Genomic DNA, 16145 nt, shown 5'->3' with positions numbered 1-16145 from the left:
TTTTTTTAATTATCCGTAAACAATAAAACTCTCGCTTTTAAAAGAAAGTCCTACAAGATATGCAATCCGTTCCAACCGTGCATAACCAAGGAACTTTTTTGATTGAAACTCTGGACCAAATGCAGGATTATTGGATAAGATGGAATTATTGGATATTGAATTTGTGATTACTTCACTTATGGCTATTATCCATAACATTCAGTAATTTTATTTGAATAGGTGAAAGCTTATGGAAAGAAAGGAGTGCTTTCAATTAACTCTTTAAAATTAGAAGTATTTGTATCATAATAGGACCCTGAATATATGTACGGTATAGGTATGATATGTAGTGGTCTTGTCTAAATGCATTCCGTTGGTTAGGGCTACCTTTTGAGATGGAATATTATCTACTTGAATTATAGAAATCAAGGAATCGGCTAATTGTAAGTGCTTAGCGTACGTTTTACATGCTAGAGCAGCTTCACTAGCATAACCCTGTCGCCAATATTTTGGTAGGATGGAATAGCCTATTTCCAATTCTTCAATACCGTCTACGGTTTGTTTAAGTAGGCCGCATAAACCAATAAATTCTCCAGTTGATTTTGAAATTAAGGCATTCATGCCGCCTAAATTGTTTTCATACCGCTCAAATATGCGATCAAATTGTTGCTGGCAGGCAATTTTTGGGTCCTTGGGTAATCCTACCCAAAATTGGTTGGACCGCATATCTTCATGAAAAGGTAGCCATAAGTCAAAATCAGATGGAATTACTTTTCGAAATAGCAGTCGCTGGGTTTCTTTTCCTTCTAAAAGCAAATCCATTTGAGATTATAATTTGGTGAACGCGACACTATCACCCGGTTGTAAACCAAAGTTTTGAACGAGTCCGGCATTTAACTCCAAAACATATTGCACCGGACCGGCAGAAGGTAAGCTAGACTCATTTAAAGGTTGTGCATTCTCATGAAAATTGGCAATGGTCATATCTTCTTTAATGAAAATAAGGTCTAAAGGAAATTCAGTATTCTTCATATAAAAGGAGTGTGCTGCCACATCAGGAAAAATGAAAAGCATGCCACGGTTGGTCTTCATGCTTTTGCGGTACATAAGCCCAGTTTGGGTTTCGTACTCACTATCGGCGATTTCAATCTCAAAAGAAGTGATTAAACTATCAGTTTTCTGTTTGAAAATAGAAAGCTCCCCCTCTTTTTTAAAGACTACAGGTTCCGCTTTAATTACTTTTTTAGGCTCTTCTTTGCATGCCGTGAACAAGAGTGCAGCAATGCTTAGATATAAATATGTTTTGAAGTATTTCATTTTAATATCGCTTATGCTTAAAAGCCGATGATAAATGAGGTGCTTTGCTCATAGACAAAACACTGATTTTAGTTCCTAGTCTTAAAAAAAAATCAATATAAATTATGATTTAGTAGCTTTTGGCCTGAACATAAAATAAAGACCAATTAGAATGAACGGAATACTCAACCACTGTCCGGTTGAAAGTAAACCTAAACTTTCTTCAAAGCCACCTTGACTTTTCTTAACGAACTCCACAAAGAAACGAATTGTCCAAAGTAAGACCAGAAACAACCCAAAAAGGTATCCCGTACTATTCTTTTTGTCCGTGTTCCAGTAGAGGTAATACAGAAGTATAAAAACAAAAATATAGGCTATTCCTTCATACAACTGCGCTGGATGACGAAACGGAATCTGTGCCAATTGGTCAGCAAATTGTGGATTGTTCTCTATGGCGCTATAGGCCGCATTCACAGTTTTTTCCTGCGTTATGGCCAATGCTTTTGATGGATGAAGATCATCTGAATCCCTAAGGAACTTAGTAGCAAAAATAAACGATTCGTCGGTTACCTTTCCATTGATTTCCGAATTGAAAAAATTACCTAATCGTACGCAAAAGGCACCTATGGCAAATGGTATGACCATACGGTCTAACAACCAAAGGGTTTTCATATCCGGGTATTTCTTTTGATATAAGTAGGTGCCAATAAGAACACCTATAATTGCACCGTGACTGGCAAGCCCCGTAAAACCGGTAAACTCGTAGCCGTTGATAAAACCAAAGAGTTGGCCGGAAGCACTCTCCCGTATTGGAAGTAATATTTCTAATAGGTGGTTTTTGTAATAGGGCCAGTCGTAAAAGAACACGTGCCCCAGACGCGCGCCCAACATAGTGGCAAGAACGGTGTGGATAAAAAGAGAGTCTAATTGCTCAACCGTTTTATTTTCGTTAGTGAAAATACGCTTCATAATGTACCAACCAAGGGCAAAAGCGGTAATCCAAAGTAAGTTGTAATATTTAATCTGTAACGGGCCGAGTGTGAAAAGTGTTTCGTTCGGATTCCAGATGATACCTAAAAAGTACATGTTAAGGTGTTTTAAGGGCACTAAGATAATAAAATAGATAGCCGTTGGGCTTTACTGAATCTTAAATCGACGTTATAAATTTTAAGGTACCGGGTCGTAGCCTTTTCCTCCCCAAGGATTGCAACTAAAAATTCGTTTTACGGACAACCAGCCTCCTTTAAAAAGACCGTGTTTTTTTAGGGCTTCCAAAGTGTATTGTGAGCAAGTAGGGGAGTAGCGACACGTTGCCGGTGTATACGGTGAGATGGCAAGTTGATAGAACCTGACCAAAAATACAAAAGGGGCTATCATTATTTTTTTTAGGGATAGGGCCAAGACATTGTGTTTAGAGCAGTAAAAGTACGATAAATTGATTAATCCTTTTAGAAAGTATCAGTATGTCCCAAATAAAAAAATCCGCATTTTAATATGCGGATTTTTAGCTATGATTACAGATTTTAATCGGTTTTATGCATGGTGTACCGGTTCCAAATCAAGTGTTTCTTCTTCGGTAAACAACCTTGATTTTATAACAAACCGAACTCCTAATGGAATTTCCAAGGAAAAGCTGGCCCCTCTTCCTTGAGTAACAGCAATAGTTAATTGGGTATGTTTCCAATATTCAAACTGATCTTTGGACATGTAAAAGTCACAGTCCGCAATATTGCCTAACCAAATATCTGTCTCGTTCAGCATGAGTTCCCCTTCGTTAAAACACATAGGTGAGGAGCCATCGCAGCATCCACCGCTCTGGTGGAACATGAGCTTACCATGTGTTTCTTTCAAATGTTGGATAATCTCCTTTGCTTCATCTGAAACTAAAACTCTTTGCGTTTTCATCTTAAAAGAAGCCCATGGCCTTTTTATCGTATGAAATCAACATGTTTTTGGTCTGTCTGTAGTGCGCCAACATCATTTTATGATTTTCACGGCCTATTCCAGACTTTTTATAGCCGCCAAACGGAGCGTGGGCAGGGTATAGGTGATAGCAGTTTACCCAAACTCTACCCGCTTGTACTGCTCTTGATATTTGATAGGCCTGATGCGTATCTCTAGTCCAAACCCCGGCGCCTAGTCCATATAAAGTGTCATTGGCAATTTCAATAGCCTCGGCTTCATCTTTAAAGGTGGTAACACAGACTACAGGTCCAAAAATTTCTTCTTGAAAAACTCTCATTTTATTGTTGCCTTTAAGTATGGTAGGCTGAATGTAGTAGCCGCCTTCAAGGCCTTCGTTGTATGCGGCTTCACCTCCCGTTAAAACTTCACAACCTTCATCTTTTCCAATGTTGATATAGTTTAAAATTTTCTCGTATTGGTCGTTGGAGGCCTGTGCACCCATCATGGTAGTAGGATCTAGCGGATGACCTAGTTTAATTGCCTTTGTACGTTCAATTACCCTTTCCATGAAACGGTCATAGATACTTTCTTGTACTAACATTCTAGAAGGGCAAGTACAGACTTCTCCTTGGTTAAGGGCGAACATAACGGCACCTTCCAGGCACTTGTCAAAAAAGTCGTCATCGGCATCAATAATACTTTCAAAGAAAATGTTGGGAGATTTTCCGCCCAATTCTAAAGTTACCGGGGTAATGTTTTTAGAAGCATATTGCATGATAAGCTGACCTGTAGTGGTTTCTCCGGTAAAGGCAACTTTGTTTATTCTAGGGCTTGAAGCTAGTGGTTTTCCCGCTTCTGCACCAAAACCGTTTACAACGTTCAGTACACCATCTGGCAGTATACCTTCAATAAGTTCCATAAGTACCATGATACCAACGGGTGTTTGTTCAGCAGGTTTTAGCACAACACAGTTACCTGCCGCCAACGCTGGCGCCAATTTCCAAGTGGCCATTAGTATGGGGAAGTTCCAAGGAATGATTTGCCCTACAACGCCCAAAGGTTCCGTTACGTTCAAGGCTACGGTATTGGAGTCCAGTTCACTTACGGAGCCTTCTTCCGCTCTTATAACGCCCGCAAAATATCTGAAATGGTCTATAGCCAATGGAATATCCGCAGCCATAGTTTCACGAATGGCTTTGCCATTATCCCAAGTTTCGGCCCTTGCCAATGTTTCTAAGTTGCGTTCCATAACATCTGCAATTTTTAAGAGCATATTACTTCTTGTAGTGGCAGAAGAGGAATTCCATTCCGGAGCGGCTTTCCAAGCGGCATCAATGGCCAATTCAATATCTTCCGATGTGGAGCGCGCTATTTTTGTAAAAGCATTCCCGTCTACGGGTGATAAATTTTCAAAATATTCTCCTTTTTTAGGAGCGGTCCATTTTCCTCCAATATAATTTTCATACTGGCTCTTAAACTTAGGTTTTTGTAGAACGTCTTTTTCAACTGTTTGTGTGCTCATAACTAAGGGTGTTAAATTAATAGAATGTTCTTGATTATATATCTGTATATCAGTTATATATAAATGGTTTTCTAAATGTAGTGGAGTTAGAATCAAATTATCTGACCATTTCTACCATTAGTATGACCAATACTATCATTCTTTGTTAAATTGGTATTTTACTGATGCTTATTTTGTATATTTCTTAGTAATTATTGAGTTGAATTGATACTTGTTCTGTTATGATTGGATTATCGGATAAATTTCTTTCGAACCGAAAGTTGGAAACATTAGTTGAGAATCAAACCTCCTATACCTTAAATAATGCGGCGTTGCATGTTTTTGAAACGCACCAACAGGCGGAAAGGGTATTGCTAAAGTTTGACCAGCCAGTTTTGGCGAGTATGATAGAGGGAAAGAAAATTATGCACCTTAGGGATTACGAGTCCTTTGATTTTTTGCCGGGAGAGTCTTTAGTGCTGCCTTCTAATGAAACTATGTGCATAGATTTTCCGGAGGCCATGAAAAAGAACCCTACCCGATGTTTGGCACTGGCTATTTCCGAGGATAAAATTGATCGGGTGCTACAACTCATGAACGAAAATATGCCAAAGCACGACAATAGGGAATGGGGCTTAATGGATTACAATTTTCATTTTGTAAACGATGCGGGTATTTTTCAAATTTTACAACGACTCTTGTATTTATTCAGTGAAAATCACCCTTCCAAAGATTTTTTTGTGGACAATATGCTACGGGAACTGATTATTCGCATTTTACAGACCAATGAACGTAAAATTTATTCAAATTCAACATTACAATTAGATGCTAGCAGTAGGCTGGCTACAGTAATACGATATATTCGGGAACATTTACATGAGCCTTTAAACGTTGAGGAGCTAAGTAACAAAGCTTGTATGAGTCCTTCACATTTTCATAGGGTCTTTAAGACCGAACTGGGAATTTCTCCAATTGAGTTCATTAATAATGAAAGGATCAAGCTTGCTGTGGGTTTACTTCAAGACCCCAAACGAAGTATAAAAGATGTGTACCTGCAATGTGGTTTTGAAAGCCGCTCGTATTTTAACCGGGTGTTTAAGGCGCACCAGCAACTTTCACCAAGTGATTATCAAGCAAAAACATTGAGTTTTAGAAATCAGATGTAAATTTAGATGCTAAAAGTGGTGCCTTCCTTACCGTCTTTTAGTTGAATACCAAGTTCTGCCAACTGGTCGCGAATCTTATCGGAGGTTGCAAAATCCTTGTTTTCACGAGCTTCCTTTCTGAGTTTTATTAATAGTTCTATAACTCCTGAAAGTTTTCCTGCATCCTCAGAAGTACCTCCCTTTTGTTCCAAGCCCAAAATATCAAATATAAAAGCATTTAAGGTATGGGTGAGTGTATCCTTATCGGCTGCAGTAATCTTTTCTTTGCCTTCTTTAATAAGATTTATATGCTTGACTCCTTCAAAAAGATGCGCAATTAAAATAGGTGTATTGAAATCGTCGTTCATGGCATCATAGCATTGCTGCTTCCATGCCTCAACATCAAAATTACTATTGGAGCCAGTTTCTAATCCATCTAAAATGGAAAGGGAATCCATTAGGCGGCTAAACCCTTTTTCAGAAGCTAGAAGTGCATCGTTGCTCAAATCTAGGATACTTGTATAATGCGCTTGCATCATAAAAAACCGAACCACTGAAGGTGAAAAGGCTTTACTCAGAATATCATTCTCTCCGGTAAAAATTTCGCCGGGAAGTATATTATTTCCTGTAGATTTGGCCATCTTCTTGCCATTCATGGTCAGCATATTGGCATGCATCCAGTATCTTACGGGAGAATGCCCGTAGCACGCTTCGGCTTGGGCTATTTCGCATTCGTGGTGCGGGAATTTAAGGTCCATACCGCCACCATGAATATCAAAAGTTTCGCCCAGATATTTGGTACTCATTGCCGTACATTCCAAGTGCCAACCGGGAAAACCATCGCCCCAGGGCGAAGGCCAGCGCATAATGTGTTGTGGCTCCGCTTTTTTCCAAAGAGCAAAATCCTGCGGACTATTTTTCTCGTCCTGAGCGGCCAATTCTCGGGTATTGGCAATCATGTCCTCTAATTTTCTTCCACTTAACTTACCGTACTCATGGCTGTCGTTAAATCTTGAAACATCAAAGTATACCGATCCGTTTACTTCGTAGGCAAAACCTTTGTTAAGAATTTCCTTTATGATTTCAATCTGCTCAATAATATGGCCCGTAGCGGTTGGCTCAATACTTGGGGGCAGAAAATTGAACTGCTCTAGAATGTTGTGAAAATCTATAGTGTAACGCTGTACCACTTCCATAGGTTCTAGCTGTTCCAACCTTGCTTTTTTTGCAATTTTGTCTTCGCCGTCCTCCGCATCATCTACCAAGTGTCCGGCATCCGTAATGTTACGCACATAACGCACTTTGTAACCTAAATGCTTAAGGTACCTAAAAATCATGTCAAAGGACATAAAAGTACGGCAGTTGCCCAAATGGACGTTGCTGTAAACCGTAGGTCCGCAGACGTACATGCCTATAAGGCCTTCGTTTAAAGGTTCAAATATTTCTTTTTTACCGGAAAGGGAATTGTAAATCTTTAACTTCTGGTTCAGGTACAATTGCATGTTATGCTAGAGCTATTAAAAAGTAGTATCTAAATTAATGTAATCTAAAAATTCGCGGCGCACGGCTTCTTCTTTGAACTTACCTCCGTATTCTGCTGTAACAGTGCTGCTTTCTATGTCGCGTATACCTCTTGAATTTACGCAAAGGTGCTTAGCGTCAATAACACAGGCAACATCATCTGTGCCCAAAACTTTCTGAAGTTCGCGTACAATCTGGATGTTCAAGCGCTCTTGTACTTGAGGTCTTCTCGCAAAATAATCTACTACACGGTTCATTTTGGAAAGACCAACAACCGTTCCGTTAGAGATGTAGGCAATGTGGGCACGGCCTACGATGGGTAGAAGATGGTGCTCACAAGTAGAATAAAGCGTAATATTCTTTTCAACTAACATTTCGCCATATTTATATTTATTGCTGAACGTAGAGGCTTTTGGTTTTCTGTCCGGGTGAAGCCCTCCAAAAATCTCTTTTACGAACATTTTAGCAACTCTATTGGGTGTGCCTTTTAGGCTGTCATCATCAAGATCAAGACCTAAAGTGAGCAATACCTCTCTTATGTTACCCTGTATTCTTTCAATCTTTTCATCATCGCTCAACACGAATGCATCTTTACGTAAAGGGGTGTCTTCTGATGTGGAAACATGATCGTCTCCTAAATCTTCAAATTGCTTTTCCAAAGTACTATCAATTTTCATCTGCTTATATCTATTGGCATTTCTAATGCCCAATTCGTCTTAAAAAGTTTCAATACACTACACTTCGTGCCGAGTAAAACGAACTGCAAAGATATACATAATATGGCACTTTATGTTCTATATGTCCTGATACACAACATAAATTGCTGTTAAGAAAAGGAACAAGTTACTTTTATGGTATATCAAGGTGCAATTTGTTAAATGAATCGTTTTACGATCTTATGGGCCATGTTGCTCTTTCTGGGAATAGGTGCTGTGCAAGCACAGGTTTCCCCAGATTGTAGCAATGCTATACCCATTTGTAACAATACCCCGGTTAACGGAGGTACAACAGGTTTTGGTATAGATGATTTTAACGGTGCGTCTGTTAGTGGTTGTTTAGAACAAACCTTGACCGGTGCTATTGAGTCTAATTCTGCTTGGTACCGATTTAGAACAGGGGCTTCGGGGCAATTGGGTTTTAATATTGGAATAGATACTCTGGAAGATTGGGATTTTGCACTTTACCGATCTAATGACTGCAGTAATTTAGGGGAGCCTGTACGATGCAACTTTTTTGATAATCAGGATGAGAATACTTTTATTGGAGTGGGAGAGGACCCTACCGGAAATGCGGAGAATGTTCAATATGAAGCTTGGTTGGATGTAGAGCCAGGAGAAGACTATTATTTACTCATTAACAATTTCAGTAATAACAACTCTGGATTTTCCATACAGTTCTCAGGTCATATTTTTGTGACCAATCCTTTTGATGCTTTGGATTGTTCCATAATCAATAACCTTCTTGGGCCACCAATAGCTGCCTGTGAAAATGAGACGGTTATTTTGGACGGTACTACCTCGGGAGCATCCTTATATAGGTGGTTTGCAGATACTGGTAGTGGATTTACGGAAGTAATTGGCGAAAATGGCCCTACGTATGAAGTGAGTACTTCGGCAAATTATAGGATAGAAGTTATTCGTCCTTCGGAAACTATTATTAGTGATGTTCAGGTGTTTTTTACGGATATGCCAGTGGCTCAGACCGTCACGGACGATGCTTCGTGTGGAGGCTTGGCCATGTATGATCTTTCTCAGAAAGATTCGGAAGTTTTGGGAGTTCAAAGCCCCAAAGAGTTTTTAGTAACTTACCATGCCATTATGGCCGATGCGGTTGGTGGTGCAAATGCTTTGCCTAAACAGTATCAAACTCAATCTGGTTCTCAAACCATTTTTGTACGGGTTACTTCCATAGGTAATTCAAGATGTTATGATGCTTCACAGCAATTTCAATTGACCAATATAGAAGCACCTGTTTTGGATTTTCCATTGGAAGTGTTTTTATGTGAAGCGGATGCCGGGGTAAGTATCGGTTTGGAAAATACCAACCCTAACTATAGTTATCAATGGAGCTCTGGTGAGACGAGTCCCAATATATTGGTGTCCGCAGAAGGTAATTATGAACTAACGGTTACCCACTCACAGTCGGGTTTGAGTTGTAGTGATTCCAGAACGGTAACGGTTTTAACATCCAGACCGCCTGAAATCATTGATATTGAAATTGAAGATTTACAGAATAATAATACGGTAACCGTGTTAACGGATGCTTCTGTGGAATATGAATACCGCTTGGACGGCGGAGCATATCAAACCGGAAATAAATTTTATCAAGTTGAACCGGGAATGCATACGGTTACGGTAAATAATCCGCAGGGATGCGGAGATGTGTCCGAACAAATTGTGGTGATAGGCTTTCCTAAATTTTTTACTCCTAACGGAGATGGTTCCAATGAATTCTGGAGCATTACCGGAGCGGATTTATTGGATTCTCCTATACTTACCATTTATAACCGTTTTGGAAAACTATTGGCTCAATTGGATCCTAGCAATTCGCAATGGGACGGTTCTTTTGATGGGAAACCGTTACCGGAAACGGATTATTGGTTCAAGCTTACCTATACGGCAGCCGATGGCCAGACCGTGACGGCCAAATACATTAATAATCATTTCTCTTTGAAACGATAGGTCTCTAGAATCTACTTTTAGATTGGGTATTTTATCGATAAACCGTCTATTATTTCTGCTCAAGCATACTAAAATTACTGTCTTTGAGTTATTTAATAGTATTGTTTTAGCCCCATACCTATGCGCTTTTTACTATCTGTTACTTGTGCGGTTTTTTTTCTTTGTATAGAAATTCAAGCCCAAAACTCAGCTGATTGTCGGACGGCCATTCCCGTATGTGCCGATGCTCCTATTATGGGATATGCAGACGGTACGGGCGTGATAGATGATTTTGATCCGGAAGTAATTACGGAAACCGGTTGTCTTGAGAAGGGTAGCGTTAGTAATGCTAATATTGAGAACAATACATCTTGGTTTGTTTTTAGGGCGGGCACCGAAGGCCAAGTTGGGTTTGATTTGGAAGCATTGCCCGTGAGTGGTTCTGGTACGCCAACGGCGGAATGGGATTTTGCCGTTTACGGTCCTGATGTAGATTGCACGGCTATAGGTACCGGAGCAGTGCAGCCCATACGGTGTAATTACGAAGTGAACAATACTAGGTTTACTGGCTTAGGGGTGAATCCTGAAAATGGTCAAACGGGATCACCTTCCGTTACTCAGAATTTGAACACCTATGATGAGTATTTAGATGTATTGCCAGGAGAGGTGTATTACATTTTAATCAATAATTTTAATACGAATTTTGATGACGAGCGCGAGCCATTTATGCTCACCTTTACAGGAAGTTCCGTAGCGGCCGATCAGAATACGGCCTTGGACTGTACCCTCAGAGATGAATTTTTAGGCTTGGATATAGCAGCTTGCGAAGGCGACCCGGATATTACATTGAGTGCTTTGAATTCACCGGCGGGACCGGATATTTCCAATATAGCATGGTCTGTTGATTATGATGATGATGGTACCATAGATGCGCCGTTAGGGTCGGGTCCATCTGCCACCCAAATCTCTGTTTCCAGTCCGGATACGGGAAGGTATTTTGTGGATATAACTACGGATGCCGGTGGACATATTTTAGACGATATTCTTATCACCTATTATGGAATACCCGTTCTTGATCGTGTTGAGACCCTAAACTCCAACTTGTCCTTAGACCCGAATTTGAACAACATTGAAATTTTTGTTGATGGCGATGGTGATTATGAATACGCTATTAACGAAGGAGAATTTCAGGATGAGGCCGTTTTTAACGATGTTCCTCCCGGTATAAACACGTTGGTAATCAATGATAAAAATGGGTGCGGAACAACAGAACCTATTGAATTTTTAGTAGTAGGCTATCCTAAATTTTTCACCCCTAATAATGATGGAGCCAATGATACATGGAACATTAAAGGAATAGAGACGTTAACTGATCCTATAGTCTTTGTTTTTGATCGTTATGGAAAATTACTGGCACAACTAGGGGTAAATTCAAGTTGGGACGGAACTCTAAACGGTAACCCTTTGCCTTCCTCTACCTATTGGTTTAAATTGGAGTACGGGGAGCAAGAAAATAACGTTCAAGTAGCAAAAACTACAAAGGCACACTTTGCCCTAAAAAGATAAAAGTCCGGCGGTTGCCAGACTTTTAAGAACATATATAGTTTTATTCTTCTAGAAATTTAAAGTGTAGCCAATAGTAACATTGGTATTAACTCTGTTTAAAAGAGCGGGAGTATTTATTCCTGTATCAAAGAAGTATTGGAGTACGTCTTGCTCGGTACGGTTTACCCCTAAATCCAATCGGCTTCTACCAAAATTATACCCAAGTCCACCGGAAACCCCATTTAGGTCTCCAATAATATTTCCACTTTCATAAGGGCTCTGCTCATAACGGTATCCAGCTCTTAAGCTAACTCGTTGTATACGATATTCGCCTCCAATCCGGATAGATGATACCGCCCCTAGGCTTTCGGAGATAAATTCATTTTCATCTGCAAAACCTGAATCGCTTGTAGGTCTTAACTCTGCGTTAGACATGTCTTGATAGCCGTAATCAACACTTAAAAGTCCGCTTTTACCAAAAATAGCAGAAATACTTCCTGTTACTTTTCCGGGTGTTTTAATTTGATAATCGAAAATGTTAATATAGTTCAGGTCAAAAAAATTGAAATTACTTTCTTTATTAGGGTAGTTAGAGTCTATTCCTTGGGAAAAATTATCGGTCAAACGATACCAAGTTGGTGATTGGTAGCTAGCGCCCAATCTAATAACGTCATTTACTTTTGCAATTGCACCAAGGCTGAGCGAAAAGCCTGTACCTTCCGTAACCAACAAATTGTCAAAAGCTACGGTCCTTATTTCTTGGGTGTCGGTATCCGTAAGAGATTCGTCATATCTGTCCAAACGATCATATTGAATAGTGTGAAAGTTAAGGGAAGCTCCAAAATAGAAATTCTCACCATACTGCGTGGCTGCATTGACCGTAAACTTGCTGTTGTATCCTGATATGGTTTGTCTAAAATCTTGGTTAACGTTCTGATAATTTGCATTGGAAAAGTAACTTGTATTATCGTCGTCATCAACGGTTGGCTCAATAATACCTGCTCGTAACCCTAAAAAGGCTTGTTGTCCAAAAAAACCAAGACCATTGGTTGCGCCAATATCCAAGTAGGCCTCACCAATAGTTTCGTTCTGAAATAATCTTAAAGGTTCAAGACGTATACCATCCGCATAGTCAAGAAAGTAATTGTCTATGGCTTCGTTACTACTGCCCAAAGTTGTAATTCGGTCGTCAAAATTTTGAACAACGTCATAATTCACCGCAAGGGATAATTTCCTCCATTTGCTATCTGGATCGGTAGATTTAAAAACAAATGCACCACCCACTTGGTTAATGTCAAAATTGTTGTTTCGGGTGCTGTTTAAAGTTCCGTTATAATCGGAATCCGTATTTCTGGAATAGTTAGTTCCGGATATAGAAAATAGTCCGTTGTTAAAAACTGCACTACCGGCAGGGTTAATGTTCAGGGCCGATAAATCTCCGCCTAGAGAACCAAAAGCTCCTCCCATAGCTTGAAAACGTGCCGAACCTTGAAGGTTTTCGGTACTGTAGCGCAAAACATCATTTATAGTTTGGGCACTTGCAATGGCACATGCAAATAGCCCTATGAATGTTATATATTTTCTCATTCCTAGCAATTTTAAAGTAAGTTACTTCGTGATTTTGGACTTAGTTTCTTCTACTTGATGATGACCTTGATCCAGAAGATCTAGAGCTTGACCCAGATGAAGATCTGCTTGAACTTCCTGAGCTTCTGTAAGAGCCCGAGCTACTTGAAGAGCGGCCAGAACTTCTATAGGTGCTTCCGCTAGAACTGCTTCTGCTTGTTCCCGAAGATCTGTAGGAGCTGCTTCTAAGAGAAGTGCTTCTATATGTACTGTTACCACTAGTTCTAGTTCCTGAACTTCTGTATGTAGAGGTTCTTCGCGGTGTAGTTGCGCTGCTTCTAGAAGTGCTGGTTCTTGACGAACTGTTGTATTTGGGAGTAGCCCTTGTGCTTCTGCTTGTTCTGTAAGAGTTGTTCCTGTCAACGCCTACAGTTCTTCTAGATGCGGACGAGCGGTTGCTGCTGTAGCTTCTTGAGGTTCCGGAAGCGGAACTTCTGTTGGTGCTGGTCCTTCTTGAGTTATTAGCAGAGTATCTTGGTGTTGACCTACTGCTACGATTTACGTTGGAACTACGTGAAACATATCTTGAGTTGCCTCCAACAATAGCATTGGTGTTATGTTGGTAACCCCTTCTGCTGCGGTTGTAGGCGTAGTTTCGGTTTCGGTAGGAGTAGTTGTTGAAACCATTATAATAGCCATATAGAGGGCACCAAGTTCCGTAACCGCCCCAGCCATAATATCCGCCATAGAAACCACCGTATCCGTAGCCTCCCCATCCCCAAGGGCTGTATCTGTATCTCCAAGGATTATAGAAACCACCATATCCGTAACCTCTCCAACCATAGCCGTTATATAGCCAAGGTGAAGCCCAGCCAAAACCGCCAAAATTGTTCCATCCGTTATCGTAAATATTAATGTTTACACCAGTTGCATTATCACCCCATCCTGCATATCCGGCGTAATCATTGTTGTTATTGTAATAATCTGTAAGTTGCCCGTCTGAAATGCTGTCTTGGGCAATGTCACTGGAGTATGAATCTATATCCGTAAATATTTCACCTTCCAGCATTTGGTCATATTGACCCGCTTGTTGTCCAAAATAATCAGAATAGGGTTCTCCGTTATCCTGCTTTTTTGTCTGCTGAGGTCTAGTCTGGCGCTCTACGCTAACTTGGTTGTCGCTAGAATAAATTCCATCATTATCATAATATGAGGCAGACTGGTACGAGCCGCAAGACACTGCAACAATGCCGATTAAGGTACAAAGTGCAAGAAGCCGAATTTTACTGCTGGGTGGTAAATGTATCATGGGTGCAATTTTTATTGTTGAACATAGTAAAAATAAGTAGTTTTACCCAATTATTTTGCTAACATAAGCACAAGTTTTGTGCCAAACTAAATATAATGGGTAAGAATTTGACAAAGCGCAGCGAGGACTATTCCAAATGGTATAATGAACTCGTGGTAAAAGCCGATTTAGCCGAAAATTCAGCTGTAAGAGGTTGTATGGTGATCAAACCATACGGTTTTGCTATCTGGGAGAAAATGCAAGCAGAGCTAGATAAGAGGTTTAAGGAAACGGGACATGAAAATGCGTATTTCCCACTTTTTGTACCTAAAAGTTTGTTTGAGGCCGAAGAAAAAAATGCTGAAGGTTTTGCCAAGGAATGTGCCGTAGTTACTCATTATAGGCTCCAAAATGACCCTGATGCACCTGGAAAATTGAGAGTTGACCCTAATGCAAAATTAGAAGAAGAGTTAGTGGTGCGCCCCACTAGTGAGGCTATCATATGGAATACCTATAAAGGATGGATCCAGTCATATAGAGATTTACCTTTGTTGATCAACCAATGGGCCAATGTAGTTCGTTGGGAAATGCGTACACGCCTATTTCTTAGAACCGCGGAGTTTCTTTGGCAAGAGGGGCATACGGCCCATGCTACTGAAGCGGAAGCTATACAAGAGGCGGAAACAATGAACGGAGTGTATGCGGCATTTGCTGAAGAACACATGGCAATGCCCGTTATACAGGGACTAAAGACAGAAAGTGAGCGTTTTGCCGGTGCGGTAGAAACGTATTGTATTGAAGCGCTTATGCAAGATGGTAAGGCTTTACAGGCAGGAACATCACACTTTTTAGGTCAGAACTTTGCTAAAGCTTTTGACGTGAAGTTTGCTACAAAAGAAGGTAAGCAAGAATACGTTTGGGCTACTTCATGGGGAGTGTCTACACGCCTTATGGGAGCTTTGATTATGACTCATAGTGATGATAATGGATTGGTTTTGCCACCAAAATTAGCGCCAATACAAGTGGTAATCGTGCCAATTTATAAAGGAACCGATCAGTTGGATGCTATCTCGGATAGGGTTGCACCTTTGGTAAAAGAATTAAGGGCCAAAGGTGTTTCTGTTAAGTTTGATAATAGAGATACCCATAAACCAGGTTTCAAGTTTAACGAATATGAGTTAAAGGGTGTTCCCGTTCGTTTGGCAATTGGTCAGAGAGATTTAGAAAACGGCACGTATGAAGTTGCTCGAAGGGATACTTTGGAAAAAGAGACAGTGCCAGCGGAAGATGTAGTTGCTAAAATTGAATTTCTTTTGGACGATATTCAAAAAAATATTTATCAAAAAGCGCATTCATTTAGAGAAGAGCATATTACCGAAGTTGCTACGTACGAGGAATTTAAGAAAGTTTTGGAAGAAAAAGGAGGGTTTATATCTGCCCATTGGGACGGAACTAATGAAACCGAAGAAAAAATAAAGGAAGAGACCAAAGCAACTATTAGATGTATCCCGTTAGATGCCGAAAACACTGATGGTAAGTGCATGGTAACAGGAGAACCTTCCGCAAAAAGAGTACTTTTTGCAAAAGCTTATTAAAAAAATTAAGTTAACTATTGCGTTAGTAAAAAATAATTGTATTTTTGCATCCGCAATTGCGCAAAGTATGGTCCGTTCGTCTAGGGGTTAGGACGCCAGGTTTTCATCCTGGTAACAGGGGTTCGATTCCCCTACGGACTACAA

The 16145-nt window shown here is 40.2% G+C and carries 15 protein-coding genes and 1 tRNA gene; 5 read left to right on the top strand and 11 right to left on the bottom strand.

Annotated elements, in window-relative coordinates; genetic code table 11:
- Window positions 1–9: 9 nt before the first annotated feature.
- From Q4597_RS19600 to Q4597_RS19570, 7 genes are all read right to left on the bottom strand, one after another.
- Window positions 10–198 (bottom strand): hypothetical protein, encoded by a 189-nt coding sequence (locus tag Q4597_RS19600; protein WP_303407794.1) that lies wholly within the window; start codon window positions 196–198, stop codon window positions 10–12.
- Window positions 199–282: 84 nt separating this feature from the next.
- Window positions 283–801, bottom strand: a complete 519-nt coding sequence (locus Q4597_RS19595; protein ID WP_303407793.1) for a GNAT family N-acetyltransferase — start codon at window positions 799–801, stop codon at window positions 283–285.
- A gap of 6 nt (window positions 802–807) precedes the next feature.
- A complete protein-coding gene (locus tag Q4597_RS19590; RefSeq protein WP_303407792.1) occupies window positions 808–1296 on the bottom strand; it encodes a DUF192 domain-containing protein in 489 nt (162 codons plus the stop codon).
- Window positions 1297–1398: 102 nt separating this feature from the next.
- Window positions 1399–2361, bottom strand: coding sequence for a prolipoprotein diacylglyceryl transferase (gene lgt / locus Q4597_RS19585; protein WP_215441350.1), 963 nt, complete (start codon window positions 2359–2361; stop codon window positions 1399–1401).
- Window positions 2362–2442: 81 nt separating this feature from the next.
- Window positions 2443–2652, bottom strand: coding sequence for a membrane protein insertion efficiency factor YidD (yidD, locus tag Q4597_RS19580; protein WP_215912582.1), 210 nt, complete (start codon window positions 2650–2652; stop codon window positions 2443–2445).
- Window positions 2653–2808: 156 nt separating this feature from the next.
- On the bottom strand, window positions 2809–3180 hold the full coding sequence (locus tag Q4597_RS19575) for a DUF779 domain-containing protein (protein ID WP_303407791.1): 372 nt from the start codon (window positions 3178–3180) through the stop codon (window positions 2809–2811).
- A 1-nt stretch (window position 3181) separates the two neighbouring features.
- Window positions 3182–4702 carry an aldehyde dehydrogenase family protein gene (locus Q4597_RS19570; RefSeq protein WP_215441356.1) on the bottom strand — a complete coding sequence of 507 codons (1521 nt, stop codon included), beginning with the start codon at window positions 4700–4702 and terminating at the stop codon, window positions 3182–3184.
- A 221-nt stretch (window positions 4703–4923) separates the two neighbouring features.
- Here Q4597_RS19570 and Q4597_RS19565 point away from each other — a divergent pair, with 221 nt between their 5' ends.
- Window positions 4924–5847, top strand: coding sequence for an AraC family transcriptional regulator (locus Q4597_RS19565; RefSeq protein ID WP_303407790.1), 924 nt, complete (start codon window positions 4924–4926; stop codon window positions 5845–5847).
- A 2-nt stretch (window positions 5848–5849) separates the two neighbouring features.
- Here Q4597_RS19565 and cysS read toward each other — a convergent pair whose 3' ends face one another.
- Together cysS and folE are read right to left on the bottom strand one after the other, a co-directional pair.
- On the bottom strand, window positions 5850–7328 hold the full coding sequence (gene cysS, locus Q4597_RS19560) for a cysteine--tRNA ligase (RefSeq protein WP_303407789.1): 1479 nt from the start codon (window positions 7326–7328) through the stop codon (window positions 5850–5852).
- Between the two features lie 15 nt (window positions 7329–7343).
- Window positions 7344–8024 carry a GTP cyclohydrolase I FolE gene (gene folE / locus Q4597_RS19555; RefSeq protein ID WP_215912586.1) on the bottom strand — a complete coding sequence of 227 codons (681 nt, stop codon included), beginning with the start codon at window positions 8022–8024 and terminating at the stop codon, window positions 7344–7346.
- A 201-nt stretch (window positions 8025–8225) separates the two neighbouring features.
- Between folE and Q4597_RS19550 the strand changes: the two genes are divergently transcribed.
- The gene (locus Q4597_RS19550) at window positions 8226–10028 is read left to right on the top strand and encodes a T9SS type B sorting domain-containing protein (protein ID WP_303407788.1); all 1803 of its coding nucleotides are present in this window, start codon (window positions 8226–8228) and stop codon (window positions 10026–10028) included.
- A gap of 120 nt (window positions 10029–10148) precedes the next feature.
- Entirely contained in the window at window positions 10149–11573 is a 1425-nt protein-coding gene (locus Q4597_RS19545) for a T9SS type B sorting domain-containing protein (protein ID WP_303407787.1), read from the top strand.
- 48 nt (window positions 11574–11621) lie between these two features.
- Here the strand turns inward: Q4597_RS19545 and Q4597_RS19540 are convergent, their stop codons facing one another.
- Complete coding sequence (locus Q4597_RS19540; protein WP_303407786.1) at window positions 11622–13139, bottom strand: OmpP1/FadL family transporter; 1518 nt, start codon at window positions 13137–13139, stop codon at window positions 11622–11624.
- Window positions 13140–13179: 40 nt separating this feature from the next.
- The gene (locus tag Q4597_RS19535; RefSeq protein WP_303407785.1) at window positions 13180–14427 is read right to left on the bottom strand and encodes a hypothetical protein; all 1248 of its coding nucleotides are present in this window, start codon (window positions 14425–14427) and stop codon (window positions 13180–13182) included.
- 95 nt (window positions 14428–14522) lie between these two features.
- Here Q4597_RS19535 and proS point away from each other — a divergent pair, with 95 nt between their 5' ends.
- Window positions 14523–16001 (top strand): proline--tRNA ligase, encoded by a 1479-nt coding sequence (gene proS / locus Q4597_RS19530; RefSeq protein WP_303407784.1) that lies wholly within the window; start codon window positions 14523–14525, stop codon window positions 15999–16001.
- 69 nt (window positions 16002–16070) lie between these two features.
- Window positions 16071–16142: transfer RNA gene (locus tag Q4597_RS19525), tRNA-Glu, on the top strand.
- The last annotated feature ends 3 nt before the right edge of the window (window positions 16143–16145 follow it).

It is taken from the genome of Zobellia sp. 1_MG-2023, assembly GCF_030549125.1.
GTDB classification, from domain to species: Bacteria; Bacteroidota; Bacteroidia; order Flavobacteriales; family Flavobacteriaceae; genus Zobellia; species Zobellia russellii.
This window is presented reverse-complemented; position numbering and strand designations above follow the sequence as displayed.